Source organism: Paenirhizobium cremeum, from assembly GCF_022884085.1.
Taxonomy (GTDB): domain Bacteria; phylum Pseudomonadota; class Alphaproteobacteria; order Rhizobiales; family Rhizobiaceae; genus Allorhizobium; species Allorhizobium cremeum.
In genome coordinates, this window is record NZ_JAGGCS010000010.1 from 118,224 (window position 1) to 144,469 (window position 26,246).

Consider the following 26,246-nt stretch of genomic DNA (forward strand, 5'->3'; position numbering starts at 1 on the left):
ACCTGTCATTGCAGTGAAAGAAGGAAAGACATGATGGACAAGACGACGACGGGCTGGATCAACGGTTTTCTGGGCGTTCTGATCTTCAGCGGCTCGCTGCCGGCGACCCGTGCGGCGGTGGCGGATTTCGATCCGGTGTTTTTGACCGTCGCCCGCGCGGCCATCGCCGGCACGCTGGCGCTCGTTCTGCTTCTGGCCTTTCGCGAGAAGCGTCCGCGGGGCGGGGATCTCGTCTCCCTGGCGGTGGTGGCGCTCGGCGTTGTCTTCGGCTTTCCGCTCCTGACGGCGCTGGCGCTGAAACATGTCACTTCGGCCCATTCCATCGTCTTCATCGGGCTCCTGCCGCTCGCGACCGCGATCTTCGGCGTGCTGCGCGGCGGCGAAAGACCGAAGCCGGCCTTCTGGCTGTTTTCCTGCCTCGGCAGTGCGCTGGTTGCGGGCTTCGCGCTGATGCAGGGCGTTTCCGCCTCGCCGGTGGGGGATCTCCTGATGCTCGCGGCCATCGTCGTCTGCGGGCTCGGCTATGCGGAAGGCGCGAAGCTTTCCCGCGTGCTTGGTGGCTGGCAGGTCATTTCCTGGGCGCTGGTGCTGTCGCTGCCGGTCATGGCTTTGCTCGCCATTCTCACCATGCCGCAGTCCTTTGCCGATGCGGCCCGTCCCGCATGGCTCGGCCTTGCCTACGTCTCGGTCTTCAGCATGCTGGTGGGGTTCATATTCTGGTATCGCGGCCTTGCGCAGGGCGGCATCGCCGCCGTCGGCCAGTTGCAGCTTCTGCAGCCGTTCTTCGGCCTGGCGCTCGCCGCGACCCTGCTGGGCGAGGCGGTAAGCTGGTCCATGGTCGCGGTTACCGCGGCCGTCATCCTCTGCGTCGCCGGCGCCAGGCGCTTCGCAAGATAATCCGGCGGGCTCCAGCGAGCTCCGCCGTCAGGCGAACATTTCCGCCTCCGTGGTGCTGTCGGAGGCGGAAATCCCGTCGTGTCAGACGATCTCGGTTCCGCTGATGCGGATGCCGAAGCCTTCGAGGCCGACATAGTGGCGTTCGCGAGAGGAGAAGAGGCGGATCGAGGTCACGCCGAGATCCTTCAGGATCTGCGCGCCGAGGCCGATTTCCAGCCATTCGCTGTCGCGCTGCTGCGCCTCGTTATGGGCCTCGCGGTCGTGCTTGCCGGCGCGCGCCGTGGTGGATACGCCGACGCCGACCGAGCCTTCGCGCAGATAGACGATGACGCCGCGGCCCTTCTCGGCGATCCGCTTCATGATGTCGTCGACCTGGCGGTTCTTGCCGAACACATCCTTGCCGACATGTTCGAGCTGCAGGCGCACCGGAATGTCGACGCCGTCGCGGATATCGCCGAAGACAATGGCGAGATGCTGCATCGGGTCCCAGGGAAGCGAATAGGCATGCGCCTTGGCCGGCCCGTAGGGGGTCTCGACGACGAAGCTCGATTCGAGCTGGATCAGCGTTTCCTTGCGCTGGCGATAGGCGATGAGATCGGCGACGGAGACGCGCTTGAGGCCGTGTTCCTCGGCGAAGTCGAAGACTTCCGGCCCATGCTTGACGGTGCCGTTGTCGTTGACCAGCTCGCCGATCACGCCGACCGGCGGCAGCCCGGCGAGCCTGCAGAGGTCGACGGCGGCTTCCGTATGGCCGGAGCGCATCAGCACGCCGCCTTCGCGGGCGACCAGCGGGAAGACGTGGCCGGGGCGCACAAAATCCGCCGGCCCGACATTCGGGTTGGCGAGGTTGCGCACGGTCAGCGTACGGTCCTCGGCGGAAATGCCCGTCGTCGTGCCGTGCTTGAAGTCGACGGTCACGGTGAAGGCGGTGGTGTGGGCGCTGTCGTTTTCGGCGACCATGGCCGTTAGGTTCAGCCGCTTGGCGTCTTCCTTGGTCATCGGCGCGCAGACGATGCCGGAGGTGTGGCGCACAATGAAGGCCATCTTCTCGGCGGTGCAGTGCACGGCGGCGACGATCAGGTCGCCTTCGTTCTCGCGGTCGTCGTCATCGGTCACGACGACGATTTCGCCGGCCTCGAAGGCGCGGATGGCGTCGACGACGCGGCTCTGGTCATAGCTCATGGGAATGCCTCACTTCAGGCGGCCGGTCTGGCCGCGGTCTCGCAGATAATGATCGACAATCGTGCAGGCGAGCATCGCCTCGCCGACGGGAACCGCCCGGATTCCGACGCAGGGATCGTGCCGGCCCTTGGTGCGCACCTCGACCTCGTGGCCGTCGGCGTCGATGGATCGGCGTTCGGTCAGGATCGAGGAGGTCGGCTTGATGGCGAAACGGGCGACGATCGGCTCGCCGGTGGAAATGCCGCCGAGAATGCCGCCCGCGTGATTGGAAAGGAACATCGGCTTGCCGTCCGGACCGATCCGCATTTCGTCGGCGTTTTCCTCGCCGGTGATTTCCGCCGCGCCGAAGCCGTTCCCGATTTCCACGCCCTTGACGGCGTTGATCGACATGAGGTTCGCGGCGATCTCCTGGTCCAGCTTGCCGTAGACAGGCGCACCGATGCCGGCCGGAACGCCTTCGGCAACCACTTCGACCACAGCGCCGACGGAAGAGCCCGCCTTGCGGATCTCGTCGAGATAGCTTTCCCACACGGGGACGATTTCCGGGTCGGGAGCGAAGAACGGGTTTTCGTTCACCTGCGCCCAGTCCCAGTTGGCGCGGTTGATCCTGTGCTTGCCGATCTGCACCAGCGCGCCACGGATCGTGACGCCGGGGATCACCTGCCGCGCAAGGGCGCCTGCCGCGACGCGGGCCGCCGTTTCGCGGGCCGATGAACGGCCGCCGCCGCGATAGTCGCGAATGCCGTATTTGACGTCATAGGTGTAGTCGGCATGGCCGGGGCGGTAGCGCCGCGCGATCTCGCCGTAATCCTTGGAGCGCTGGTCGGTGTTCTCGATCATCAGCGACACCGGCGTGCCGGTGGTAATCATCGAGCCGTCCTCCTGCGGCATCACGCCGGAGAGCACCTTGACGATGTCGTCCTCCCGGCGCTGGGTCACGAAGCGCGACTGGCCGGGCTTGCGCTTGTCGAGAAAGACCTGGAGGTCTTCCTGGGTGAAGCGGATGCCGGGCGGGCAGCCGTCGACCACGGCGCCGAGGGCGGGACCGTGGCTTTCGCCCCAGGTGGTGACGCGGAAGAGATGGCCGAAGGTGTTGTGCGACATGTCAGACGAACCGGTTTGCGGGAGGCTTGCGCCGTTTCCGGGTGCCTCGGCTTTCACTGCGGCACACTCATAGTGGAAAACCGGCGAAACCGACAAGCCTTTCTTGAAGACGCTGCGTCGCCTTTATGACGCCTTTCGCTGCGGCAGCCCCCGGGCAAAGCGGGTGAATTCGTCGAAGGGCAGAGGCTTGGCGAAGGCGTAGCCCTGGAGGAAGTCGCAGCCGAGCTGGCGCAGCAGCGCCGCATGTTCGTGGCTTTCCACGCCCTCCGCCACCGTCTCCACCCCGAGCGAGCGGGCGATCTCGATGATCGAGCGCACCAGCGCCCGTTCCTGGAGCGAGTTGACGATCGGCATCACCAGCTGCCTGTCGATCTTCAGGCGCTTGGGTTTCAGGCGCAGCAGGCTGACGATCGAGGTGTGGCCCGTGCCGAAATCGTCGATCTCGATATCGATGCCGAGCGCCTTGATCCTCTCGATATTCCTGGTCGCGACATCGTCGCTCTCGTCGAGAAAGATGGATTCCACCAGCTCGAAACAGATCGAGCCGGACGCAATGGAAAGACCCTCGAGCTGTTCGACCAGCGCGTCGTCATGCAGCCGGCGCGACGAGACGTTGACCGAGATACGCGGCAGCCGGAGGCCGAGCGAGGTCCAGCGCATCTGGTCCTTGAGGGCGGTCTCCAGCACCAGCTGGTCGATGCGCGCCATCACGTTCAGCTCTTCGGCGACCTTCAGGAAGCGGTTCGTCGGCAGCACGCCCTGGTCGGGATGCCTCCATCGCACCAGCGCCTCGGCCCCGGTGAGTTCCATGGAGCCGGCCGCGAATTGCGGCTGGTACCAGACGGTGAATTCATCGTGTTCGAGGCCGGCGAGGATCTCGTCCGCCATGCGCTTGCGGGCGAAGATATTGGCCTGCAGGTCCGGGGTGAAGAATTCGTAGCGGTTCCGGCCCTTTTCCTTGGCCTGATAGAGCGCGATATCGGCGTTGATGAGCACCCGGCCGGCGTCGGGAAACAGGCCCGAGGACTGGGCGATGCCGATCGATACGCCGCAGCGGCAGGAAAACCCCTCAAAGTCGATCGGTTTGCTCATTTCCGCGATGATGGCCTCGCTGAGCTTCGAAAGTTCCTCGGCGGTCGTTTGCCGCTTGGCGAGGATGACGAATTCGTCGCCGCCGATGCGCGCGACGAGGTCGCCGCGCACGACATTGCGCTGGAGCACCCTGGAGGCGTGCACCAGCATGGCGTCGCCGGCCGCATGGCCGAGCGTGTCGTTGATTTCCTTGAAGCGGTCGAGGTCGAGGTGAAGGATCGTGAACCGGCTGCGCTGCCGGCCGGCGCTGCGCGTCAGTTCCTCCAGTTCCACATCGAGCTTGCGGCGGTTGGCGAGCGAGGTGAGCGGGTCGTGCAGCGCGTTGAACTCGATGCGGTTCTTGGCGAGCTCCAGCTCGATGTTGCGCGCGTCGGCCTCCGCCTTGGCGGCCCTCAGCTCTTCCGCGATCTTCGCGTCCGCCGTGACGTCGAAGGCGATGCCGATGATCTTCTTCCGCCCATCCTTGCCGATATGCACCTGCCCGACCGAGCGCACGTAGCGCAGCTCGTTGTTGGGCAAAAGAACCCTTTGAAGATTGTTGAGGGTGATGCCGGAGTTCAGCGCCCGGTTGGTGGCGAGCAATATCGGCTGCCGGTCGTCCTGATGCAGGGCCGAGAGCCATTCATGCTTCGTCACCGGCCGGTTTTTGTTCGGCAGATTGTAGAGCTGGTGCATCCGCTCGTCCCAGATCGCCGTGCCGTTAACCGGATCGCCCTCCCAGATACCGCAATTGTAGGAAGCGAGCGCAAGATCGAGTTTCTGCGACAGCTCCGCCAGCTGGTGTTCGCGCGCCGACAGCTCGTCGAGCGCCAGTTCCAGCTCGGCATTCTTGATATCGCTGGTTTCCTTGGCGATCCTCAGCGTCTCGGTGAACATGGCGTCGGCGGTGATGTCGAAGACGATGCCGATCTGCCGGCCGGCGCCGTTCGCTCCGGCGCAAGGGGCGCCGACCGAACGCAGGTGGCGGATGCTGCCGTCCGACAGCCCGACGCGGTACTGTATGTCCCAGCTCTGCTGACCGAGCGGCGACATGCTCGCAAAGATCCGCAGCTCGATGGTCTCCCGGTCATCGGCATGGATGACGCGATACCAGTCGTCCAGCCGGTCCTGCCGGGCGATCTCGCCTGCCGCGCAGCCATGCAGGGAGGCCGCCCTTTCGTCCCAGAAGAGCTGGCCTGTCTTCTCCTCCAGCTCCCATATGCCGATGTTCGAGGTGTCCATCGCCAGGTTGAGGCGCTGGGTCACTTCGAACAGGGCCTCCTCGCGGGCCTTCAGCCGGGCTATGTTGCGGTTGCGCTCGCGCAGCAGAAGCAGCGTGACGAGAACCGGCAGGATCATCGCGATCACCGCGGCGAAGATGCCGAGCCTCGCAGGCAACCGGCTTTGATGGGCTGTCTGCCAGCCATCGCTCGGCGCAGCGAGGATTTCCCAGCTGCCGCCGGGCACGCTCATGCGCTCGCTCACAGGGTCTTTCAGGGAAAGTCCGGGGGAGCCGTAGAGGAATTTTCCGGGGCCATCCGCCGGCATCTCGCGGATGGCGACGTCGAGATGCTCCCCCGTGAGATGGGACGCCGCGGCCGCATCCTTGCCCTTCAGGAGGCCGCTGGCCTCGATCGTCCGACCTGCGTTCATCGACAGCACCACCGAACCGAGGCTGCGGTCGAAACCAAGGGCGGGCACCGGAACGTCGAGCAGGAGCGTTTGGGAATCCTGCAGTTTTATGACCGGCCCGCCGCGGCCTTCGCGCAGGCCGGGTTTGTACTCCACGCTTTCTATATGCGGGGTGCGGGCGGCAAGGTTCGCGGTCATCGCGTCGAACGATGCCTGCGAAATCGTCGGGTCGGCGGCAATCATGTCGGCGAGATGGTTCGCCGCCGCCGTGTCGGCCTCGATACGGGCCTCGATCGACGAATGCATCAGGCGCAGGTCTTCGGCGATATGCTGGCGCGCCGCATCGAGACTGGCGGCTGCCGACCATTTGTCGAGCATGACGCCGGCGCCGATGATGGCCATGCTGAGCAGGGCACCTCCCAGCAGCAGAAAATCCGCTCCGGATTGTTCTCCGTCGCTGCGCGCCATGATCATCTTACTGTAATTCAAGTCCCCGGAGCCCCCGCTGCACGTCGAACGATCCTAGGGGGCGGTAGTTAATTTAGCATTGCGTGGGAAATATTTGCGGCGGTCCGTTCAGGCACTTTCCACACGCTGTAGTTACTTGAAGCGATTGGAATTTCCAGCGTTCCTCGAAAAGTTGTCGGCGGTGTCGGGATAACGATTGCGGCGGCTTGATCGCCGCCTCAATTCCGGTCATCAATCACACCGAAAATGACATCTTTGCGGGCGACTTTTGCCACATTCTGGAGGCTTATTTTGAGACACATTCTGAATCGGTCATTTCTGGTGAAAGTCATTCGCATGCGGGTCATGATTGCAGTTCTTCTGGCGACGGCGAGTTTCCTGTCTCCGCTCAGCGTTCTGGCAGGCAGTTCGGACGTCGAAGCCACCATCAAGTCCGTGAATGTCGAGAACCTCAGCCTCGTTCTCGACGACGGCAAGACCTATTCCCTGCCGGAGGAGTTCAACTTCGACGGGCTGCAGAGCGGCGTGAAGGTGATCGTGTTCTACACCGAAGTGGACGGCAAGCGCGTCGTCGACGATCTGGAAGTGGTGCAGTAAGGCACGAACCCGGGGAGCGGCGAGGCTTCTACAGCCAGCCGACGGATATGCCGTCCCGGTCGATCTTCAAAATACGGTCCTGCGGCACGTTCATGTCGCAGGCCTCGTCCCGGCTCCATTGGCCGATCAGACGGAAAACGCTGCGGACGACGCCGCCATGGGTGACGCAGACGGTGGGGCGCTCCACGGAATTCAGCCAGGCGCCCACCCTCCAGGAGAGAATCTCGTAGCTTTCCGCGGCTTCGCCCGGCGGAATGAAATCCCATTTGTGTAGCCGCCGTTCCTTCACCCGGTCCGGCGTGCGCTGCTTGAGTTCGGCGATGGTCGAGCCTTCCCAGTCGCCGAAGGAAAGTTCCTTCAGCCGGTCGTCGAGACGATAGCCGTGGGGATCGAGGCCCATCGCCGAGCGGACCCGCTCCATGGTTTCCCGGGTGCGGCCGAGCGGCGAAGCGACATAGTCGAAATCAGCCGCCCGCGAGCCGAGTTCGGCCGAAAGCTGACGGCCGTTCTCGCTGGCCTGGGCGCGGCCGAAATCGTTGAGGCCGATATCCTTCTGCCCCTGCAGCCGTCCCTCGGCGTTCCAGTCGGTCTGGCCGTGACGGATCATGTAGATGAGCACGGCCGAAAAACCCCGGTAAGAGACGTCAGTCCTTGGCGACGGAAATGTCCGGTGCGTCGACGGCCTTCATCCCGACCGTGTGATAGCCGGAATCGACATGATGCACTTCACCGGTAACGCCCGTCGAAAGATCCGACAGGAGGTACATGCCGGATTTGCCGACCTCGTCGGTCGTGACGTTGCGCTTCAGCGGCGAGTTGTACTCGTTCCACTTCAGAATGTAGCGGAAGTCGCCGATGCCGGAGGCCGCGAGCGTCTTGATCGGGCCGGCGGAAATGGCGTTGACGCGGATGCCGCGACCGCCCATGTCGACGGCGAGATAGCGCACGGAGGCCTCGAGCGCGGCCTTGGCGACGCCCATGACGTTGTAGTGCGGCATGACCTTTTCGGCGCCGTAATAGGTCAGCGTCAGGATCGAGCCGCCGTCATTCATCACCTTTTCGGCGCGCGCGGCGACAGCCGTGAACGAGTAGACGGAGATGTCCATGGTCCGCTGGAAGTTGTCGCGGGTGGTCTCGATGTAGCGGCCGGTCAGTTCGTCCTTGTCGGAAAACGCGATGGCATGCACGACGAAATCGATCTTGCCCCACTTGTCCTCGAGCGTCTTGAAGACGGCATCGATACTGGCGAGATCGGTGACGTCGCAGTCGCCGGCCATGAACGCTTCCAATTCCTGGGCAAGCGGTTCGACGCGCTTCTTCAGCGCATCCCCTTGCCAGGTCAAGGCAATTTCGGCTCCCTGGTCGCGGCAGGCTTTCGCGATCCCCCATGCGATGGAACGATTGTTTGCGACGCCCATGATGACGCCGCGCTTGCCTGCCATAAGGCCGGAACCTTGAGCCATGTTTTGCTCCCTGATACTTTCGAGTGATCCTGCCTATGGCATAGCCCGATCCGTGGTTCAAGATTGGACGGGATCATCAACTGTTAGGGGCCGTAACAAAGGGTGTAATTGTTACAAAGGCTTCACAGAAACAGGCCTTCGCGCATGACACGCATCAGGTCCGTCACCTTATCGTCCGGTTTTTCCCAGAGTTTCACGCGCAGTTCGACCAGCAGGGCACCGCGTCCGCCGGCGTCGTCATGGAGACCCTGGTCGTCGAGACGGATCACCTGATCGGAGTTCGACCAGGCCGGAATGGTGATGTCCACAGGCCCCGACGGGGTCTCCACCTGGGTCTCGCAGCCGAGCACGGCGTTTTCGAGGGTGATCGGCAGGACGGTCCTGATGTCGAAGCCGTCGACCGAGAACTTGTCGTTCTTCTGGACCCGGATGGTTGCGGCAACGTCGCCGCGCGCCATGTTCGGCAGCTTGTGTCCCTGACCTTTGAGGCGGACGACATGGCCCTCGCTGACGCCGCCTTCCAGCGGCACCCGCAGCTCCCGGCCGTCGGCAACCGTCACCGGAACGGATTTCTGGGCGAGCAGGTCGTCGATGGTGACGCTGACCTCGATGGCGAGTTCCGGCGCCTTTTCCGGCGGCGGCTGCACCCCGCGGATGCGCCGAACGAGCGAGCTGATGAGCTCCACCGGAGCGAAGATCGAAGTCGGCTTCGGAGCGGCGGCTGTGGCCGCATCCGGGGTTTCGCCCTTTTCCGTCTTGTCGGTCTTCTCCGCCTTGCCTTCCGTCTCCCGCTTCAGGGTTTCCGCGGCCGCGGCCGCTTCCGGCGTGTCGCCGAAGATGCGCGATACCATGTCTTCCGGCGTTTCCCCTGCGGGACCGGCTTTGCCCTGCGCGGAGGTCTGTGCTCCGGCAGCGCCGGCCGTCTGGCCCGCCTTGGCCTGCTGTGCGGCCTGAGCTGCGGCCTGGGCCGCCTGCGCCGCAGCCTGCGCTGCCTGGGCGGTCGCCTGGGCCACCTTTTCGGTTCGTGCCTTTTCGGCCTCGGCCTTGGCGAGTTCGGCCATGATCCGCTCGGCATTGGCCTTGGCGACCTTCGCCCGTTCCGCCGCCTCGCGCGCCGCTTCGCGCTGCTGCATGATGGTCTTTTCGCGTTCCAGCGCCTCGACTTTGCTGCGCTGCTGGTCGTAGAGGTTGCGCTTCTTCGGGTCTTTCAGCACCTCGTAGGCGCGGCCGATCTCGGCGAAACGCTGGTTGGCGTTCGGGTCCTCGCGGTTCTGGTCGGGATGGACGGACTTGGCCTTAGTACGCCATGCCGCCTTGATTTCTTCGGCGCCTGCGTCTCGTTTCACGCCGAGTACAGAATACAGATCGCGCATCTAGGCCACCAGTAAACACAAACGGCCGAGCATCCGGTCATATGACGCGCCGGCAACAAAAACGCACCGCCCCGCCCAACTCATGGCGGTTCCGGCATAATACAGGCGAGACTATCACAAGAAGATGCTAATCAGTGGTTACGCGGGTTTCCGGCAAGCGGTCTGGCCGGGAATATGGTTGCCGAATTATGAACGGCGGTCGAAGCGCATGAGCTGCCACTCGCCGGAGCCGGTGGTGCAGGTCTTGCCGGCGAAGTAGGCGATGCCCTCGTAGGAATGGCGCGTGGTGGAAAAGTTGCGGCAGACGACGCCGTTATCCTTTTCCTCCTGGATCGCCGTGACCACGCCGGCGCTGCCGGTCGCGGCATTGGCCCAGGGCAGGGGATTGCCGGCATTCTTGCTGAGATCGGCCGAGGAAACGGCGTTCTGGACAGTGAGCTCGTCGGAATTGCCCGCCGGAGCCCGCTTCGAGGCGACCGTATTGGTGGAGATAGAGCGATCGACGCTGTCGGAACCGAAGAGATCCATGCTGCCGCCGAAACAACCGCAAAGGGGAAGCGTCACTGTCATTACGGCAAGCATTCGCTTCATTGCGATCCTGTTACCCTTTTGGCGCTCGTGGGACTTTGCTATGTCTCTCAATGGGCGTCCTGTCCAGTGATTTGACCCTGGGCCGAGATGATGTCGTTCAGGAGCATTTGAAGCAATATGTCAGAAATGGGGTTAACAACCGGTGACTTCACCGAGGAGTCGGAACCTTTTGCGCTGTTCGCGGCGTGGTTGAAGGACGCGGAAGCCTCGGAAATCAACGATCCCAATGCGGTAGCACTGGCAACCGTCGACGGGGACGGTCTTCCCAATGTCAGGATGGTGCTGCTCAAGGGGTTCGATAACCGGGGGTTTGTTTTCTACACGAATTTCGAGAGCCAGAAGGGACAGGAAATTCTCGGCCAGAAGAAGGCGGCGATGTGCTTTCACTGGAAGTCGCTGCGTCGTCAGGTGCGCCTGCGGGGCGAGGTGGAAGTGGTTTCCGACGAGGAGGCGGATGCCTATTACCGGTCCCGCCCTCTCGGCAGCCGGATCGGTGCCTGGGCTTCCAGGCAGTCCCGCCCGCTCGAAGGCCGTTTCGCGCTTGAAAAGGCGGTTGCGGAATATACCGCGAGGTTCGCCATCGGCGATGTGCCCCGCCCCCCCTACTGGTCCGGTTTCCGCATCAAGCCGCAATCGATCGAGTTCTGGCACGACCGCAAGTTTCGCCTGCATGACCGCATCGAATTCCGCCGCGAGACGCAGGACGCGCCGTGGGCCAAGGTTCGCATGTATCCGTGACGCCGGAAGGCGGCCCTTTCGCTTGAGGGTGGTGAGAGGCCCCCGCCCGCCTTGTCCTCAGCCAAGGCCGAAGGGAATGCCGGAGGCCAGCGCCGCGACGTAGCGCGCCCTCTGGTAGAAGCCGTTGAGCGAAATGCGCGGCAATTGCGTGGGCGTTTCGAGGCTGCTTTCCCTGAGCGTGCCCGGCCGCGTCGTGACCGCGAGCCGGAAACCGGCCTGCCTGACGGCGGCGGCGGTCCGCGCGTTCACGCTGCGGTGGTCGCCGTAAGGATAGGCGAAGCTCGCCGGCCGCCGGCCGGTGAGTTCTTCGACATAATCCGCGCTGGAAGCGAGTTCCGCGGCAAGCGACGCATCGTCCAGGAAGGCGAGCGCCCGGTGGCTGACGGTGTGCGCGCCGAGGCTGGCCAGCGGGTGGCGGGCGACCGCCTTCAATTCGTCCGGTGTCATGAGCAGCCTGTCCGCGAGCGCCCGCGCATCGACACCGGCCGCAAGCGCCGCCGCATCGAGCCGGCTGATCGCCTGGCTTTCCTCCGGGCCGCCGATGGTCGCGCCGATCGTGTCGCAGGCCATGAGTTTCTCGATGCGGTTCGAAACCGTAAAGCTCGTCCGCCCGCCCGTGGCATCGGCAAGCGTGAAGCTTTCCGTGCGGTTGACCAGTTCGTCGAGCGTCTCCCACCACAGCGTATGGCTGCGCTCGGCAAAGCCCTTTGCCACGAAGATGGTGAAGGGAACCCCGTGCCGTTCGAAGACCGGCAGGGCATGTTCCGCATTGTCGCGGAAACCGTCGTCCAGAGTGAAGGCGGCGAAGGGGCGCCCGGCATCTTTCGCGGACAGAAGCGAAGGGATCTCCTCCAGTGCCACGAATCGGTAGCCGTCCGACTTCAGCCGCGCAATGCAGCGGTCGAGAAAATCCGGGGTGATCTCGAGATGGCGGTTCGCTTCGGCAAGGCGTGGCGCATGCGGGCGAACGTGGTGCAGGGTGAAGATCGCCCCCCGGCCTCTTGCCGCGGGCATGGCGCCCAGACGGGAAAGCGCATGCGAGGCTTCCAGCCCGGCCGTGATCGCCGTCTGCCGCAGCATGCTCTTCAGCAACGCCTTCATCGCATTTCCCCGTTTCGCATCGCAGCGAATGTAGGAGCGGGCCGTTAAGCCTTGCTGAACGGCCCGCTGCCTGTTCTCGCGTCCCGATTGTCAGGTTTCCGGCCAGCACCCGCCAGGAAGCATGGCCGGAGTGGCGACCGGGACGCAAGCAACCTCAGGACGCCGGGCTTGCCGGGCCGGCGAGCCGGATGGCCCGGCGGGCGGCCAGCAGGGCGGGCACCGCCCAAATGAGCGCCAGTGCGAAAGTCAGCGTGAGGATTGTGCGCATGGCCTCCGGCGTTTCGGCCGAGGCGAGCCCCGCGCCGTTCGCCCAGAGTCCGGCCATCGCGGCGCCGAGCGCATATCCGGCCGATTGCAGCGTGGGCAGCAGCGCCGAGGTCTTGTCGCGCTCCCGCTCCGGCGTCGTCTCCATCAGCATCTGGCTGAGATAGCCCCAGCTCAGGCCGAAGGCCGCGCCGATGGTGATCTGTGCTGCGGCAAGAAGCCCGGTGCTGCCGGCGGCGATGGCTGTCGCAAGGGCGGCAAAGCCGCAGACCAGCAGCAGCGGGCCGAGCCAGATGGTGGCCCGTCTTGCCCCTTCATGTCTGAGATTGGCGATCCCGATCGCCGTCAGGCTCCAGCTGATCGCCATCAGGGCGCCGAGCGCGCCGGCATGGGTCGGTCCGTAGCTGAAGAGATATTGCAGGCAATAGACGAGATAGACGCCGCTCGTTGCCTGCGAGAGCGGCATCAAAAGCACCACCCAGAGGCCGAGGCCGAGCGTGGACCGAAGCGAGAATGCACCCTTTGGCAGGATGGAATGATCGGCCCCGCGGTCGAGGCGGACGGCGGCGAGGATGAGGATAAGCGAGGCGGCGACGGCGGCCGCCGTGGCAAGCGCCGAGGGCGCAAGTCCCGCGATCAGCATGACGAGAAGGCCTGCCGAAAGCAGGGCGAGGCGCCGGATCGGGAAGCCGTGCGACGTTGCACCTGCCGCGCCGCGCCCGCCCGGCACCATGACCGCCGCGAGCAGCAGGAAAAGCCCGATGATCGGCGCATTGACGAGGAAGGCGACGCGCCAGGAAAAGCTCTCGGTGAGCGAACCGGCAAGCACAGGCCCGCCAAAGGCGGCGACCGCCCAGACGGTCGCCTCCGCCCCGAACACCTTCGGCACCAGCGCCGGCGGAAACATCTCGGGGATCAGGGCGTAGCAGATCGCCGCGATGATCCCCTCGCCAATGCCCTGGAACACCCGCCCGACGAGGACCGTCTCCATGTTCGATGAAAGGGCCGCCGCAAGCGTGCCGGCAAGGAACACCAGGGCGGCGGCAAACAGCACCTTTCGTGCGCCGTATCTCTGTTTCAGCAGCGCAGCACTCGCGCCGGCGACGATCGAGGCGACGAGATAAAGCGTCAGCGACCACGGCAGCAGCACCGCGCCGCCGATCTCGCGGACGGCGGTCGGCAGCACGGTGCTGACGAGAAAACCGTTGAAGGCGTAAAGCGCCACGCCGACGCACAGCATGGTGGTGGTGGCGAGATAGCGGGGTGCCAGCAGCTCCGCCCAGCGCCCGGTGATCGCCGGCGGCGTCGCGGCTCCTGCGTTTCGCTTTTCCATGCGGCTTGCCGTCTCCGTTCGTGCATCCATTCCCGGGTCTTTCCTCTCCATGGTGTTCTTCGAGGCGGGATGCTACAACCTCAACCAAAGTTGAGGTAAAGAGCCGGAGTGACAAAAAATGCAGGGCCTGACCGTCGGCGAAATCGCAAGGCGAAGCGGCGTGGCCGTGTCGGCCATTCATTTCTACGAGCGCAAGGGACTGATCGCCTCCCACCGCACGGAGGGCAATCAGCGTCGCTTCGACCGCGCCGTGCTTCGCCGCATCGCCCTCATCAAGGTCGCGCAGCAGCTCGGCGTGCCGCTTTCGGAAGTGGCGGAACAGCTTGCCGTGCTCCCCAGGGACCGCGCGCCGAATCACGGCGACTGGCAAAAAATCGCCACGCGCTGGTCGGAGCAACTGAACCATCGCATCCGCATGCTGGAGGCGCTACGCGACAGTCTCGACGGCTGCATCGGCTGCGGCTGCCTCTCCATGACGAAATGCACGGTCATCAATCCCGGCGACCGCCTTGCCGAAGAAGGGCAAGGCGCCGTGGCACTCGCCGAGATGGCGGCGGAGGAGGATTGACCGGAGGGGCGCTCCGGTCGGAGGCGAGATTTCAAGGCAGGTGATTTTCGCCTGCAAGCGGCCCGAAGCGGCCTTCGTTCAGGTGTAGGCGCGAAGCCGCCCCACAAGTATCACGCCGGTCCACGCGAGCATTGACACGACTGCTGCCGCACGAGCAGCGACCGGCGTCACCGCGGCTTCGCCCCACTCGTCGACGTGACGGTAGACGCCACAGTGGAATATCGGGATATACCGGCATCAGCACGGCTCCCAGGGTAACCGCGAGCGAGATCCCGATTTTGGTACCAGACGCAAAGCCCGGACTGGCTTGGCGAGGCGTGCAGTCATGCTGTTCATTCTATTCGTCCTTTCGTGAAAACCACCATCGTCATCCGGGAACTGACCGACTGCTGCCTCGCGGCCAGCCTCTTGCTTCAGCCTTCGAATTGCTCCTGGGTGACGTGCTCCATCCAGTCCACGACCTTTCCGTCGAGATGTTCCTGGATAGCGATGTGGCTCATCGCCGTTGTCGGTCCCGCGCCGTGCCAATGTTTTTCGCCAGGCTCGAACCACACGACATCGCCGGGGCGGATTTCCTGTATCGGCCCACCTTCGCGTTGCACGCGTCCCAGACCGCTCAAGACGATAAGGGTCTGGCCAAGCGGATGGGTGTGCCAGGCCGTTCGCGCGCCGGGCTCAAATGTGACCGTTGCGGCGGTACCGCGCCTAGCTTCGTTGGCGGCGAAGAGCGGGTCGATTCTGACCGAACCCGTGAACCAGTCCGACGGACCTTTGCCGGAAGGTTGGCTGCCGAGTGAAATGATATCCATGTCAAATCTCCTTTGTGGGACCGAGCCGACCGCCCGAATGGTGGCCGGCTTAACGGACATTACGCCGCCAGGTGCTGGTTGAAGAACTGGGCGAGCTTGTCGAAGGGAATGATGTCAGTCTTGTCGTAGAGGTCAACGTGGCTCGCGCCCGGGATCACCATCAGTTCCTTCGGCTCTGCCGCCGCTTCGAAGGCCGTCTTGGCGAAGTAGAGCGAGTGAGCCTTTTCGCCATGAACGAACAGAACCGGACGCGGCGAAATTTCCGCGATGTAGGACAGGATCGGCATGTTCATGAACGAGAGCGGAGTGGTCTGCGTCCAGGCGTTGCCGGAGTTGACGGCGCGCTTGTGGTATCCGCGCGGCGTGCCGTAGTAGTCGTGATAGTCGATCATGAACTGCGGCGAGTCTTCCGTAACGGCTACGTTGTAGGCCGGCTGATAGGCGGGGCTCCCTTTTTCTGCGTCCGTCCAGCGTTGACGGCTCATCTCTTCCAGAGCCTTTGTGCGCTGTTCCAGTGTGACGCTGTCATTGTAGCCCTTCGACATCACGCGGGTCATGTCGTACATCGTGCTGGCAACGACGGCCTTGACGCGCTTGTCGACCGCGACGGCGTTCAGAGCCATGCCGCCCCAGCCGCAGATGCCGATGACACCGATGCGCTCACGATCGACCTCGGGGCGCAGGCCAATGTAATCGACCGCTGCGCTGAAGTCTTCTGTGTTTATGTCCGGCGATGCGACATTGCGCGGCTCACCGCCGCTTTCGCCCGTGTAGGATGCATCGAAAGCGAGTGTGACGAAGCCGCGCTCTGCCATCGTCTGCGCGTAGAGGCCGGAGGACTGCTCCTTGACCGCGCCGAAGGGGCCACCCACGGCGATTGCGGGAAGGCGGAGGTCACCACGGTTCTTCGGTAGGTAGATGTCGCCGGACAAGGTGATGCCGTAGCGGTTTTTGAACGTAATCTTCTCGTGGTCGACGGCTTCGCTCCTGGGAAAGGTCTTGTCCCAGTCCGCAGTGTCCTGGGCGATCGCTGGGCCTCCGACGGCGTTCGCAACACCCAGTGCGGCGACTCCGACTCCGGTTAGCTTGAGGAAGGTACGGCGAGCTTCATTATGATCTGACATGTGCTTCTCCTTGCTGATGGTTGCTTGCAGTGTGGTTCGATCCGGACACGAGGGCGCGGGTGCGGAAACGGGAGGTCTCCACATCGGCAGTCCGGGTCTTGGGCGTAATCGGCAGCCAGCGGGCTCGAACCTCCGGCCGGCTACAGGAAGGCGCTAGAGGCGCAACAGCGTCTTGATCGCGCGGCGGTCGTCCATGGCCTTGTAGCCTTCGGCGACGTCCTCCAACGGAAGCTCGAGGTCGAACACCTTGCCAGGATCGATCTTGCGGCTCAGGATCAGGTCGAAGAAGTGCGGCAGGTAGCGGCGCACAGGGGCGGGACCGCCGAGCAGGTTCTTCTGGGCGAAGAACAGCATCTGACCGTCAAGCGATACGCCATGCGGAACGCCGACAAAGCCAATGGAGCCGCCCGGCCGAGCCGCGTTGAGCGCCTGCATCATCGATTCCTGCGTACCGACGCATTCCAGAACCGAGTCAGCGCCGATGCCGTTCGTCAGTTCCCGAATCTTGGCGGCACCTTCGTCGCCGCGCTCGGTGACGATGTGTGTCGCGCCATATTCCAGCGCCAATTCCTGCCGGGGCTTGTGTCGGCTCATTGCGATGATCCGCTCGGCACCCAACTGCTTGGCGGCGAGGACACCCATGAGACCGACCGCGCCGTCGCCGACGACCACGGCCGTGCAGCCCGGCTGGACGCGCGCGGCATCCGCGGCATACCAACCCGTGCCAAGCACGTCGGAGGCGGCGAGCAGGCTGGGGATCAGGTCTTCGGGCGGCATCTCGGCGGTCGCCACCAGCGTGCCGTCGGCATTCGGGATGCGCGCGATCGGCGCTTGCCCTCCAGACATGAACTGACGATTGACGCAAGACGACGGCCAACCGCCAAGGCAATTGGGGCACTTGCCGCAAGACAGCACGAAAGAGCCGACGACGAACTGGCCAGGCTTCACCGTTGACACGGCCGATCCGACCTCGACGACGACACCGCAATACTCATGACCCATATGGGCGGGCTCATTGACGGGCTGGAGTCCGCGATAAGGCCAAAGATCGGAGCCGCAGATACAGGACGCCGAAAGCTTGATGATCGCGTCCGTCGGCTCGATGATCCTGGGTTCTTCGACTTCGACGCAGCGGACATCGCCGGGGCTGTAGAGAATTGTTGCACGCATGATCGTGTCCTTCCTTTGATTATTCGGCGCGCTCGATGCGCAGAGGAAACTCGCCGCGGGTCAGCATCGGTTCGATCCCGCCGTCGACGCGCCCGAGGCGGATCAAACCGCTGGAATAGCGATAGGATGCATAGAAAAGGATGATGTCACCCCAAGGCGCGTAATAGCAGACGTCGCCGGGCTGCTCGTTTCCGAACGGACCGCTGCCGTCCTCAGTCAATTTCCGCGGCAGGTAGGCAATCTTCTCGTTGTTGGAATAGTCCTCGATCTTGAGGTCGAGCGGCAGCATCGATGCGAAGTCCCGTGCCGAGGGATTGTCGTAGAGGGTCGCGTTGACGGTGTGCCTGTCGAAGCTGAAGCGGACTTTCATATCTGTGGGCTCCTGATTGGCGGGGTCGCGGCCCTGCTGGCCGAATGCCAACGGCGGCAACGTGATGGTGGCGAGGCTGCCGACCAACACCGTTCGGCGATGCAATTGAAGCGATGTCATACGGCGTTCCTCCGGGCGTTGCGCATGGCGGCAAGCGCGAGAATGGATGAAGCCACCAAGATGAGGGTCGCAAGGGCGAACGGACCCCACCATCCGATGGTGTCGAACAGATATCCACCGCCCGCGGCTCCAGCCGTGATGCCGAGTTGGATGACGGCAACGCTCAGCCCGCCGCCGGCTTCGGCGTCATCGGAGATGTGTCTGCTGACCCAGGTGCCCCAGCCCACGGGTGCTGCCGTGCCGAAGAACCCCCAAGCAACCAGCAATGCCGCGACGAGTGGAGACGCTGAGCTGAACGCGACCATGCCAATCGCGAGCAGCGCCATGATGGCGGGAATGCCGATCAGGAGGCTGAACAGACGCGTCCGCAGCGCTCTGCCGATGGCAACCGTGCCGAGCACGCCCGCGAGGCCCATCAGCAGAAGCACGAGGGAGATGGCCTTGATCGTGAAGCCTCCCGCGGTTTCGAGATAGGGTCGCAGATAGGTGAACAGTGCGAACTGGCCCATGAACAGGAACATCGTCGAAGCCATGCCGAGAAGGACCTGGCCGCGGGCAAGAAGCCGCAGGACGTTGCCGCCGGACTTCTGATCCCGCAGCGGCATTGGCGGCAGGCTTATCCATTGCCAGACAAGCGCCAGTATCGCGATGGGAACGACCAGGAAGAATGCGCTGCGCCAGCCGACATACGCACCCAGCAGACTGCCGAGCGGCGCGGAGATCGTGGCCGCCAGTGCGTTACCGCCGTTGATCCAGGCGAGCACTTTCGGGACCTCGTTGTCCGAGACCAGGCGCATGACGATCGATGTCGACATCGACCAGAAGCCGCCGATTGCGATGCCGAGCAGGACCCGGCCAAGTATCAGAATCGGATAATTTGGCGCGAACGCCACGATCGTTCCCGACACGACGAGCAGCGATGTGAAGGCGCTGGCGACGAGGCGGCGGTCGATGCGGCGGGTAAGGTGCGTCATCACCAGACTGGTGAGCACGGCGAACACGCCGGAGACGGAGATCGCCTGTCCGGTTTGTCCCTCGGTAATTGCTAGATCGTGAGCCACGAGCGGAAGCAAGCTCACAGGCATGAACTCCGAGGCGATGAGGACAAACGCGGCCAGAGCCATCGAAAATACCGCACCCCAGGCTCCTGCTATGCGGACTGGCTGTCGATCGCAAGTCAATGCCATTGGTTCGCGCCTTCCTCATCATTGCTTCGTTACAACGGGAAGATACGCGGTGGCCATTCCAAGGATAAGGTGCCATAATCCGAAAGGACTTATCGACTGGCAATATGAATAGGAGCTGGCTGTTGGAGCGGCAGGACCTCAACGACATGTTGTCGTTCATCGCAGTGGCCGAGGAACGGAGCTTCACCAAGGCTGCCGCAAAGCTGGGGACATCACAGTCCACGCTGAGCCATACGATCAAACAGCTGGAAGCACGGTTGGGCGTCAGATTGCTGACGAGGACCACGCGGAGTGTTTCGCCGACGGACGCTGGGGACCGATTGCTCAAGGCCTTCGTGCCGCGACTTCGTGAACTTGACGGCGAACTCGAAGACCTGATGTCAGCCCGCGACAAGCCTGCCGGGGCGGTCAGGATCACTCTTTCGGACCATGCACTGGAGACTGTCGTTTGGCCGAAGGTGCGGCCGCTTCTTCTGGAGTATCCCGATATCAAGCTTGAGCTCAACATCGACAACGGGTTCCGGGACATTGTCGAAGAACGCTTTGATGCGGGTGTTCGTTTGGGCGAGAGCCTCGACAAGGACATGATTGCCGTGCGCATTGGTCCGGATTGGCGGCTCGTTGCAGTCGGCGCACCCTCCTATTTCGCGAACCGTCCCGTTCCCGAAGTTCCGCAGGACCTGGTGGAGCACGTCTGCATCAACACCCGGCAATCCCGATCGGGCGGTCTCTATGCATGGGAGTTCGAGAAGGACGGCCGCGAACTCCGTGTCCGTGTCGATGGCCAGATCATCCTGAACAGCTCGATCGCCCAAGTCGAGGCAGCCACTGCGGGCTACGGCATCGCCTACGTTCCGGAAAACCTCGTGGAACGTCAGATCGCCCATGGGGAGCTCATCCAGGTTCTCGACGACTGGTGCCCGTTGTTCACGGGCTACTACCTCTATTATCCCAGCCGACGCCAGAACTCGGCAGCGTTCCTGCTGATCATGAACGCTCTGCGGTTTCCGGGCCGAGCGACATCGGTGCGAGAATGACATCTATTGGCGCAATCGCCGCCGGCTTGATCGGCCTTGCGTTGCCGGTCGTCCCTGCCGGACTTGTACCCGTTGAGCCTCGGCGTTCGAGAGCCGTTCTCCCAATTTGTTGGACTCAGTCAAACAAATGCGCAAGGATGGCCACAGGTCGCAACGGGAGTTCACGCCGCATGTCACAGTCACGTCGCATGGAAGGAAAGGTTTGCCTTGTCACCGGCGGAGGGACGGGGATCGGAAGGGCGACGGCCTTGCAGATGGCGCGGGAAGGGGCCGCCGCCGTGGTCATCGCCGCGCGGCGCGAAACGGAGGGCGAAGCGGTCGCCGCCGCCTGCCGGGATCTCGGCGCCGAAGCCCGCTTCGTCAGGACGGACATAAGGAGCGAGGCGGAAGTCGGAAAGATGGTGGCCGATACGGTCTCACGCTTCGGTCGGCTGGACGTCGCCTTCAACAATGCCGGCTTTCAGGAGCGCCGTGCGCCGGTCGAAGAGCAGAGCGATGCGACCTATGCGGACGTCTTCGACACCAATGTGCGCGGAGTCTTTCATTGCCTGCGTCACCAGATTCCCGCCATGCTGAAGACCGGCGGCGGCGCGATCGTCGTCAATGCCTCGGTCAGCGGCATCCGCAACCCCAATCCCGGCTTCGCTCTCTATAATGCGTCCAAGGCGGCGGTGATCGCCATGATGCGCAGCGCCGCAATAGAGAATGCCGCCCGCGGCATCCGCATCAATGCGGTTGCGCCGGGGCGGGTGGTCACGGACATGATGCTGGCGGCCGGCGTCGGCGATGTGGCGGCGGTCGCGGCCGGTCTGCCGCTGAGGCGCATGGGGCAACCGGAGGAACTCGCCGAAGCCGTCGTCTGGCTCGCCTCGGCAGAAGCGTCCTACGTGGTCGGTCATGTGCTTGCCGCCGATGGCGGTTTTCTGGCGGCCTGATCCTCGGCCATTGCACAATCCAGCCTCGGACCATTTACGGCCTGTTAACTCACAACATGAAACTTTTGGTTAACTTTGGTGATAACGTGGCCGCACTGCACAATTGTCGCCTCAATTCTGCTTTAGTCAGGCCTCGCTTCGCGCAACACGAAGTGCTTCGCCGGTTGCCCGGTATTCTGTAAAATCAAGCCGCCTCGGAGGGTTCATGAACAAGCTGTTGATCGCGTTAACTTTTTTCGTTGCGATCGCATCCTCTTCGACCTCTGTACTCGCCGGCAGCGCGCAGTTGTTGCTCGATGCCCGCACCGGTGAGATCCTCGCCTCGGAAAATCCGGACGCCCTCAACCACCCGGCATCTCTCACCAAGATGATGACGATCTATCTGACGTTCGATGCGATCCGGCGCGGCAAATTGTCGTGGGACAGCCCGGTTCCCTTCTCGAAATACGCCGCATCGCGCCCGCCGACCAAGCTGCGCGTCAAGCCGGGCGACGAGATCACCGTCAAGGAAGCGGTGCTCGGAATGATCGTGCAGTCTGCCAACGACGCCGCCGCCGCCATGGCGGAAAAGCTCGGCGGCACCGAAGAGCGTTTCGCGGCGATGATGACGGCGAAGGCCCGCTCGCTCGGCATGTCGAAGACCGTTTTCGTCAATGCCTCCGGCCTGCCTGACGATCGCCAGATCACCACGGCCCGCGACATGTCCACCCTCGGCATTGCGTTGATGCGCGACTTTCCGAAGGAATACGATCTGTTTGCCACGAAGAGTTTTGCGTTCCGCGGACGCACCATCAATGGCCATAACAACCTGATGTATCGCTACAAGGGCATGGACGGCATCAAGACCGGCTACACCAATGCCTCGGGCTATAATCTTGTCAGCGCCGTCAGCGACGGCGACCGTCGCGTCGTCGGCGTCGTCATGGGCGGCCGCTCCGCTGCAAGCCGCGACCGCCTGATGGAAAAGCTGATTGCCGCCAATATCCGCAAGGCATCGGGCGGCTCGCAGCTTCTCGCCAGCCGCTCCGGCGGTTCCGGCTCCGCACCGGCGGCGACGGTCGAGGTCGCCCGCCTCGACAGCCAGGCCTCCGTTCCGGTCCCCGCACCCCGCGCCGGACAGGATGCGGTCGCTGCCGTGATCGGCATGGCCAATGGCGCAACCCCGGTTCCCGCAAGCCGCTACGGCAGCGCCTATGCCGAATCGACCGAGGTCGCGAGCGCTGCTCTCGCAAGCGATGTCCCGATGATAACGCCGAAGGCGCCCGTCTCGGCCTCGACGGTCCCGACGACGAAGTCGAAGGCCGGCTCCGGCAATGCCGCCGGGCAGGGACAGACGCAGGCACAGACCAAGCCCCTCGGCAAATGGCAGATCCAGATTGCCGCCGCCACCAGCGCCGAGGCCGCGATGGACCTGCTGAGCGATGCCAGGACCAAGGTCGGCGGCGTCCTGACGACGCTCGACACCTATACCGAAGCCGTCACCCGCAACGGCACGACCTTCTACCGCGCTCGCTTCACCGGTTTCGAAAGCAAGGACGAGGCCCGCACCGCCTGCGAAAAGCTGGTCAAGAACCGCTACGATTGCGTGTTGATGCCGGCGCGGGGATAAGCCTTCCGCCGCGTCTTTCTCCCTTCCCGTTCCTTGACAGGCGAGCCCTCCGGGGCTCGTTTGCGTTTGATCTGCTCGACAATCTCGGGGAAATGCATCACAAAGTCAAGAACAAATGGAGAACGAAATGATTCCCGACCTGATGGCGCAGTTCGAGACGGCATCGGCCACCTACGCCGCCGCCCATGGAATGAAGCGGGATGCCGACTGGTTTCTTCTGAAGCTGCTGGAGGAGGCCGGGGAACTGGCGCAGGTCGCCAATCGGCTGAGCGGCCGCAGCCGGGCCAAGGGCATGAGCGAGGCGGAACTGCGCCGCCTGCTGGAGGACGAGACCGCCGATCTCCTTGGTCATATCCTGCTCTTCGCCCACCATCACGGCATCGCGCTCGACGACGCAATCGAGCGCAAGTGGCGGTTCCGGCCGAATGTTTGACGAGGTGCGGTGACGCTTGCGGGGTCAGCCGCTTCGTGACGCCTTGGGAGGACGTCCTCCCTTTGTGCCGTTGGCGCGGGCTGCAGCTGATTTTGCCGGGCTTACCGTTCGCCCCGCCCGGGCCGCCATGAAGGACGCCGTACCGAAAAGACCTGCCATCAGGCCTTCGAGTGCCAGGTCCGTGTCCAATCCTTCCCAGTGAAGCGCGGTTCCCCCGCCGAGGATCTCGACCCTGGAAATCTCCTGCTCGCTGGCATCGGCGAGACCCTGGGCAAGTCGCGCGGGGAAGGCGAACACGCAATCATTGGTCAGGTCCACGACAATCCGCCCGCTTTCGCGGTCATACCGTGCGCTGCGTGCACGAGGCGATGTGGCCCGCAAGGCTCGGCCGCGTTCCAGCGCGTCGTCGATTTCCTTGTCCGTGAGGTCAGCCATGAATTTCTTGCCACCGTTTCAGAAAATGGGATTGCTGCTCCGTAACGATCTTCATCGCGCGGCGAACGTCGTTGCGCTTTACGCCATCTGCCCAGATCAGTTCGACCTCGCCATTCGGTCTGGCAAGATTGATCTTCATCTCACCATCGCCGAACACATGAACATGTGCCGGTTCGTGGTCGTTCTGAAAAATAACGAAACGAAAGCCGTCCGAGCGGAAGATGGTGACCATAAATAACCTATCGCGATAGGTTTTTCAATGAGGTCTTCCTGCCGCCTTTCCCGTTCACGCCCGCGTGCCGCCCACGGTCACCTGGTCCATCCTCAGATGCGGCTGGCCGACGCCGACCGGTACCCATTGGCCGCCCTTGCCGCAATTGCCGATGCCCTTGTCGAGCATCATGTCGTTGCCGACCATGGAAATGCGCTTCATCGCCTCGGGGCCGTTGCCGATCAGCATGGCGCCCTTGACCGGCGCGCCGATCTTGCCGTTCTCGATCAGATAGGCCTCGGTGCAGCCGAAGACGAACTTGCCGGAGGTGATGTCGACCTGCCCGCCGCCGAAGGAGACGGCATAGATGCCGTTTTTGACGGAGGAGATGATCTCTTCCGGCGTCTTGTCGCCGGAAAGCATGTAGGTATTGGTCATGCGCGGCATCGGCTGGTGGGCATAGCCCTGCCGGCGGCCGTTGCCGGTCGCCTTCATGCCCATCAGCCGGGCGTTCTGCCGATCCTGCATGTAGCCGACGAGACGGCCGTTCTCGATCAGCACGTTATAGCCGGAAGGCGTTCCCTCGTCGTCGACGGTGATCGAGCCGCGGCGCGCGTCGATGGTGCCGTCGTCGACGACGGTGACGCCGGGGGCGGCCACCATTTCGCCCATCAGTCCGGCAAAGGCCGATGTCTTCTTGCGGTTGAAGTCGCCTTCAAGGCCGTGGCCGACGGCCTCGTGCAGCATCACGCCCGGCCAGCCGGCGCCAAGCACCACGTCCATGGTGCCCGCCGGCGCCTCGATCGCCTCGAGATTGACGAGCGCCTGCCTCAGCGCCTCGTCCGCGCCGTGACGCCAGCTTTCCTCGGTCAGGAAATCGCCGAATGCCATGCGCCCGCCGGTGCCGAACGAGCCGGACTCCTGCCGGTCGCCCGAACCCGCCACCACGGAAATGTTGATCCGCGTCATCGGGCGGATGTCGCGCACCCGGTGACCATCGGCACGCAGGATCTCGACCACCTGCCAGCTTGCGGCGATCGAGGCGGTGACCTGCCGGACCTTGTCGTCCTTGGCGCGCAGATAGGCGTCGATTTCCGAGAGAAGCTTCACCTTTTCCTCGAAGGTCGGCGCGCCGATCGGATTGTCCTCGCCGTAGAGCTTGCGGTTGGTGCCCTGCGGCGCCGCAGCATAGGAACCGCCATAGCCCCGGGTCACGGCGCCGACGGCGTCTGCCGCGCGCTCCAGCGCCGAAAGAGAAAGTTCGCCCGCATGGGCGTAGCCGACAGCCTCGCCGGCCACCGCGCGCAGGCCAAAACCCTGGTCGGTGTTGAAGGAGCCGCCCTTCAGCCTGCCATTGTCGAAGGTCAGCGATTCCGCCTGGGCGTGTTCGACGAAGAGCTCGCCGTCATCTGCGCCTTCGAGCGCCTTGGCGACGCTGCGACGCAGCGTGTCCTCGTCGCAGTCGAAGAGGCTGAGAAGGTCCTGGGTCATCGTCATGTCTCCTTGGGGCGTCTTTCTCCCGATGTAGGCGCATCGGCGGCCAACGGCAAGGCGCAAGCGAAAGCCCGAGGGACCGGCGACTTCCAGTCTGGGATTGAAGCGATGCCGGCCGGATCAGGGCAGGGCGTCGTAACCTTCGGCAAAGCCGGTGAGCTCGATCGGAATGCCGACCCGATCCTGGTCCGCCGATTCACGCAGCGCGAACACCGCATTCTTGCCGGCGCGCAGGATCTTCATCAGCTCGTCGTCGATTTCCACCTCGACATAGCAGCCCTCGGAGAAGCAGCGGGTGAAATAGGCACGGCCGATATTGTTGTTATCGACATAGAGTTCCATGCCGTCCTTCAGGAGCACGCCGAGCGGCGCCAGAATGCGCAGCACCTTCGCCTTGCGGTCGGCGGTCTTCAGCACCACGACGGAAAGGCCGACTTCCGGCCGGTCGTCAGCGATGACGTTCTGCATCAGCGCGCACTGCTCACCGGTCGCACCGGCGGGCGTATCGCAGATGACCGACCATGCGCCGTGATTGGAGCGGATCGTGCCGGGCGGCTGCTGCTGGCCATAAGCCGGCATCGAAAAGGCGGCGATCGCGATGGCGCTTGCGGTCAAACCCGACCGGAAAAGTCTCGGAAGACCCATGGGTACCTCTGGAAATCGAATCATCCCGGACATTCTTGTCGCCCGGGCGGGGAAAATGAAAGCCCCGACCCGTCTTTTCCAGCCGAGTGAGGCATAATTGGGACCGGAACCGCCGCCTGGCCCCGGCTTTTGCCTGGGATGACGGCGATCAGTGTCGCATTGCAGCGAGCGGGAGCGTTTTGGATTTGACGATGCGCAAAAATGCCGCGCCGACTATTGGTCGAACGTATTGCGATTGTGGCCGATCTGTGGTTTGAAACATTGAGGATAGCATAGATTTTGCGT

The 26,246-nt window shown here is 63.7% G+C and carries 26 protein-coding genes; 8 read left to right on the forward strand and 18 right to left on the reverse strand.

Annotated features, from left to right (window positions below):
- The first annotated feature begins 33 nt into the window (after positions 1-33).
- Entirely contained in the window at positions 34-897 is an 864-nt protein-coding gene (locus tag J5N58_RS18090) for a DMT family transporter (protein ID WP_113439458.1), read from the forward strand.
- 81 nt (positions 898-978) lie between these two features.
- Here J5N58_RS18090 and ribB read toward each other — a convergent pair whose 3' ends face one another.
- From ribB to J5N58_RS18105, 3 genes are all read right to left on the reverse strand, one after another.
- On the reverse strand, positions 979-2,079 hold the full coding sequence (gene ribB, locus J5N58_RS18095) for a 3,4-dihydroxy-2-butanone-4-phosphate synthase (protein WP_112829670.1): 1,101 nt from the start codon (positions 2,077-2,079) through the stop codon (positions 979-981).
- A 9-nt stretch (positions 2,080-2,088) separates the two neighbouring features.
- Entirely contained in the window at positions 2,089-3,183 is a 1,095-nt protein-coding gene (gene aroC / locus J5N58_RS18100) for a chorismate synthase (protein ID WP_112829669.1), read from the reverse strand.
- A 123-nt stretch (positions 3,184-3,306) separates the two neighbouring features.
- Complete coding sequence (locus J5N58_RS18105; protein WP_483314050.1) at positions 3,307-6,360, reverse strand: putative bifunctional diguanylate cyclase/phosphodiesterase; 3,054 nt, start codon at positions 6,358-6,360, stop codon at positions 3,307-3,309.
- A 330-nt stretch (positions 6,361-6,690) separates the two neighbouring features.
- Between J5N58_RS18105 and J5N58_RS18110 the strand changes: the two genes are divergently transcribed.
- The gene (locus J5N58_RS18110) at positions 6,691-6,951 is read left to right on the forward strand and encodes a DUF1344 domain-containing protein (protein ID WP_099056998.1); all 261 of its coding nucleotides are present in this window, start codon (positions 6,691-6,693) and stop codon (positions 6,949-6,951) included.
- A gap of 28 nt (positions 6,952-6,979) precedes the next feature.
- Here J5N58_RS18110 and J5N58_RS18115 read toward each other — a convergent pair whose 3' ends face one another.
- The 4 genes from J5N58_RS18115 to J5N58_RS18130 form a co-directional block, all read right to left on the reverse strand.
- The gene (locus J5N58_RS18115; RefSeq protein ID WP_244712070.1) at positions 6,980-7,570 is read right to left on the reverse strand and encodes a histidine phosphatase family protein; all 591 of its coding nucleotides are present in this window, start codon (positions 7,568-7,570) and stop codon (positions 6,980-6,982) included.
- Positions 7,571-7,595: 25 nt separating this feature from the next.
- The gene (gene fabI, locus J5N58_RS18120) at positions 7,596-8,414 is read right to left on the reverse strand and encodes an enoyl-ACP reductase FabI (protein ID WP_112829666.1); all 819 of its coding nucleotides are present in this window, start codon (positions 8,412-8,414) and stop codon (positions 7,596-7,598) included.
- A gap of 122 nt (positions 8,415-8,536) precedes the next feature.
- Positions 8,537-9,787, reverse strand: a complete 1,251-nt coding sequence (locus tag J5N58_RS18125) for a DnaJ C-terminal domain-containing protein (RefSeq protein WP_244712072.1) — start codon at positions 9,785-9,787, stop codon at positions 8,537-8,539.
- A 186-nt stretch (positions 9,788-9,973) separates the two neighbouring features.
- A complete protein-coding gene (locus J5N58_RS18130; protein ID WP_414900652.1) occupies positions 9,974-10,429 on the reverse strand; it encodes an RT0821/Lpp0805 family surface protein in 456 nt (151 codons plus the stop codon).
- Positions 10,430-10,495: 66 nt separating this feature from the next.
- On the opposite strand from J5N58_RS18130, the gene pdxH reads away from it, so the two are divergent.
- Complete coding sequence (gene pdxH / locus J5N58_RS18135) at positions 10,496-11,116, forward strand: pyridoxamine 5'-phosphate oxidase (RefSeq protein WP_244712075.1); 621 nt, start codon at positions 10,496-10,498, stop codon at positions 11,114-11,116.
- A gap of 57 nt (positions 11,117-11,173) precedes the next feature.
- Here pdxH and J5N58_RS18140 read toward each other — a convergent pair whose 3' ends face one another.
- Both J5N58_RS18140 and J5N58_RS18145 read right to left on the reverse strand, forming a co-directional pair.
- Entirely contained in the window at positions 11,174-12,217 is a 1,044-nt protein-coding gene (locus tag J5N58_RS18140; RefSeq protein ID WP_244712077.1) for a polysaccharide deacetylase family protein, read from the reverse strand.
- A 154-nt stretch (positions 12,218-12,371) separates the two neighbouring features.
- Positions 12,372-13,844: an MFS transporter gene (locus tag J5N58_RS18145; protein WP_244712079.1), complete on the reverse strand. Its 1,473-nt coding sequence runs from the start codon at positions 13,842-13,844 to the stop codon at positions 12,372-12,374.
- An 88-nt stretch (positions 13,845-13,932) separates the two neighbouring features.
- Between J5N58_RS18145 and soxR the strand changes: the two genes are divergently transcribed.
- A complete protein-coding gene (gene soxR / locus J5N58_RS18150; RefSeq protein ID WP_113426134.1) occupies positions 13,933-14,382 on the forward strand; it encodes a redox-sensitive transcriptional activator SoxR in 450 nt (149 codons plus the stop codon).
- A 413-nt stretch (positions 14,383-14,795) separates the two neighbouring features.
- On the opposite strand, the gene J5N58_RS18155 is transcribed toward soxR, so the two are convergent.
- The 5 genes from J5N58_RS18155 to J5N58_RS18175 all read right to left on the reverse strand — a co-directional run bounded on the left by J5N58_RS18155 (position 14,796) and on the right by J5N58_RS18175 (position 19,162).
- Complete coding sequence (locus tag J5N58_RS18155; protein ID WP_113447854.1) at positions 14,796-15,191, reverse strand: (R)-mandelonitrile lyase; 396 nt, start codon at positions 15,189-15,191, stop codon at positions 14,796-14,798.
- A gap of 59 nt (positions 15,192-15,250) precedes the next feature.
- A complete protein-coding gene (locus tag J5N58_RS18160) occupies positions 15,251-16,315 on the reverse strand; it encodes an alpha/beta fold hydrolase (RefSeq protein ID WP_244712082.1) in 1,065 nt (354 codons plus the stop codon).
- A 153-nt stretch (positions 16,316-16,468) separates the two neighbouring features.
- Positions 16,469-17,485 (reverse strand): zinc-dependent alcohol dehydrogenase family protein, encoded by a 1,017-nt coding sequence (locus tag J5N58_RS18165; protein WP_244712084.1) that lies wholly within the window; start codon positions 17,483-17,485, stop codon positions 16,469-16,471.
- A gap of 19 nt (positions 17,486-17,504) precedes the next feature.
- Positions 17,505-17,975, reverse strand: a complete 471-nt coding sequence (locus J5N58_RS18170; RefSeq protein WP_112829657.1) for a cyclophilin-like fold protein — start codon at positions 17,973-17,975, stop codon at positions 17,505-17,507.
- The gene (locus J5N58_RS18175; RefSeq protein WP_244712086.1) at positions 17,972-19,162 is read right to left on the reverse strand and encodes an MFS transporter; all 1,191 of its coding nucleotides are present in this window, start codon (positions 19,160-19,162) and stop codon (positions 17,972-17,974) included. Before J5N58_RS18175 ends, J5N58_RS18170 begins: the two co-directional genes overlap by 4 nt.
- Positions 19,163-19,284: 122 nt before the next feature.
- Between J5N58_RS18175 and J5N58_RS18180 the strand changes: the two genes are divergently transcribed.
- From J5N58_RS18180 to J5N58_RS18195, 4 genes are all read left to right on the forward strand, one after another.
- Positions 19,285-20,199 (forward strand): LysR family transcriptional regulator, encoded by a 915-nt coding sequence (locus J5N58_RS18180; protein WP_113447850.1) that lies wholly within the window; start codon positions 19,285-19,287, stop codon positions 20,197-20,199.
- Positions 20,200-20,369: 170 nt separating this feature from the next.
- Positions 20,370-21,134, forward strand: coding sequence for an SDR family NAD(P)-dependent oxidoreductase (locus tag J5N58_RS18185; RefSeq protein ID WP_244712088.1), 765 nt, complete (start codon positions 20,370-20,372; stop codon positions 21,132-21,134).
- Positions 21,135-21,339: 205 nt separating this feature from the next.
- Positions 21,340-22,743, forward strand: coding sequence for a D-alanyl-D-alanine carboxypeptidase (locus J5N58_RS18190; RefSeq protein WP_244712090.1), 1,404 nt, complete (start codon positions 21,340-21,342; stop codon positions 22,741-22,743).
- A 127-nt stretch (positions 22,744-22,870) separates the two neighbouring features.
- On the forward strand, positions 22,871-23,176 hold the full coding sequence (locus J5N58_RS18195) for a nucleoside triphosphate pyrophosphohydrolase family protein (RefSeq protein WP_113340386.1): 306 nt from the start codon (positions 22,871-22,873) through the stop codon (positions 23,174-23,176).
- A 24-nt stretch (positions 23,177-23,200) separates the two neighbouring features.
- Here J5N58_RS18195 and J5N58_RS18200 read toward each other — a convergent pair whose 3' ends face one another.
- The 4 genes from J5N58_RS18200 to J5N58_RS18215 form a co-directional block, all read right to left on the reverse strand.
- On the reverse strand, positions 23,201-23,611 hold the full coding sequence (locus J5N58_RS18200; protein ID WP_244712092.1) for a DUF2442 domain-containing protein: 411 nt from the start codon (positions 23,609-23,611) through the stop codon (positions 23,201-23,203).
- Positions 23,604-23,843: a DUF4160 domain-containing protein gene (locus tag J5N58_RS18205; protein ID WP_244712094.1), complete on the reverse strand. Its 240-nt coding sequence runs from the start codon at positions 23,841-23,843 to the stop codon at positions 23,604-23,606. The genes J5N58_RS18200 and J5N58_RS18205 overlap by 8 nt, the downstream gene beginning before the upstream one ends.
- 54 nt (positions 23,844-23,897) lie before the next feature.
- On the reverse strand, positions 23,898-25,313 hold the full coding sequence (tldD, locus tag J5N58_RS18210; protein WP_112829679.1) for a metalloprotease TldD: 1,416 nt from the start codon (positions 25,311-25,313) through the stop codon (positions 23,898-23,900).
- A gap of 123 nt (positions 25,314-25,436) precedes the next feature.
- Positions 25,437-25,961 (reverse strand): invasion associated locus B family protein, encoded by a 525-nt coding sequence (locus J5N58_RS18215; protein ID WP_112829650.1) that lies wholly within the window; start codon positions 25,959-25,961, stop codon positions 25,437-25,439.
- Positions 25,962-26,246: the final 285 nt, after the last annotated feature.

Coding starts and splice junctions, on each gene's coding strand:
- J5N58_RS18090 (WP_113439458.1), top strand. CDS start 34: ATGGACAAGACGACGACGGGCTGGATCAACGGTTTTCTGGGCGTTCTG.
- ribB (WP_112829670.1), bottom strand. CDS start 2,079: ATGAGCTATGACCAGAGCCGCGTCGTCGACGCCATCCGCGCCTTCGAG.
- aroC (WP_112829669.1), bottom strand. CDS start 3,183: ATGTCGCACAACACCTTCGGCCATCTCTTCCGCGTCACCACCTGGGGC.
- J5N58_RS18105 (WP_483314050.1), bottom strand. CDS start 6,360: ATGATCATGGCGCGCAGCGACGGAGAACAATCCGGAGCGGATTTTCTG.
- J5N58_RS18110 (WP_099056998.1), top strand. CDS start 6,691: ATGCGGGTCATGATTGCAGTTCTTCTGGCGACGGCGAGTTTCCTGTCT.
- fabI (WP_112829666.1), bottom strand. CDS start 8,414: ATGGCTCAAGGTTCCGGCCTTATGGCAGGCAAGCGCGGCGTCATCATG.
- J5N58_RS18125 (WP_244712072.1), bottom strand. CDS start 9,787: ATGCGCGATCTGTATTCTGTACTCGGCGTGAAACGAGACGCAGGCGCC.
- pdxH (WP_244712075.1), top strand. CDS start 10,496: ATGTCAGAAATGGGGTTAACAACCGGTGACTTCACCGAGGAGTCGGAA.
- J5N58_RS18140 (WP_244712077.1), bottom strand. CDS start 12,217: ATGAAGGCGTTGCTGAAGAGCATGCTGCGGCAGACGGCGATCACGGCC.
- J5N58_RS18145 (WP_244712079.1), bottom strand. CDS start 13,844: ATGGATGCACGAACGGAGACGGCAAGCCGCATGGAAAAGCGAAACGCA.
- soxR (WP_113426134.1), top strand. CDS start 13,933: ATGCAGGGCCTGACCGTCGGCGAAATCGCAAGGCGAAGCGGCGTGGCC.
- J5N58_RS18155 (WP_113447854.1), bottom strand. CDS start 15,191: ATGGATATCATTTCACTCGGCAGCCAACCTTCCGGCAAAGGTCCGTCG.
- J5N58_RS18160 (WP_244712082.1), bottom strand. CDS start 16,315: ATGTCAGATCATAATGAAGCTCGCCGTACCTTCCTCAAGCTAACCGGA.
- J5N58_RS18165 (WP_244712084.1), bottom strand. CDS start 17,485: ATGCGTGCAACAATTCTCTACAGCCCCGGCGATGTCCGCTGCGTCGAA.
- J5N58_RS18170 (WP_112829657.1), bottom strand. CDS start 17,975: ATGACATCGCTTCAATTGCATCGCCGAACGGTGTTGGTCGGCAGCCTC.
- J5N58_RS18175 (WP_244712086.1), bottom strand. CDS start 19,162: ATGGCATTGACTTGCGATCGACAGCCAGTCCGCATAGCAGGAGCCTGG.
- J5N58_RS18185 (WP_244712088.1), top strand. CDS start 20,370: ATGTCACAGTCACGTCGCATGGAAGGAAAGGTTTGCCTTGTCACCGGC.
- J5N58_RS18190 (WP_244712090.1), top strand. CDS start 21,340: ATGAACAAGCTGTTGATCGCGTTAACTTTTTTCGTTGCGATCGCATCC.
- J5N58_RS18195 (WP_113340386.1), top strand. CDS start 22,871: ATGATTCCCGACCTGATGGCGCAGTTCGAGACGGCATCGGCCACCTAC.
- J5N58_RS18200 (WP_244712092.1), bottom strand. CDS start 23,611: ATGGCTGACCTCACGGACAAGGAAATCGACGACGCGCTGGAACGCGGC.
- J5N58_RS18205 (WP_244712094.1), bottom strand. CDS start 23,843: ATGGTCACCATCTTCCGCTCGGACGGCTTTCGTTTCGTTATTTTTCAG.
- tldD (WP_112829679.1), bottom strand. CDS start 25,313: ATGACCCAGGACCTTCTCAGCCTCTTCGACTGCGACGAGGACACGCTG.
- J5N58_RS18215 (WP_112829650.1), bottom strand. CDS start 25,961: ATGGGTCTTCCGAGACTTTTCCGGTCGGGTTTGACCGCAAGCGCCATC.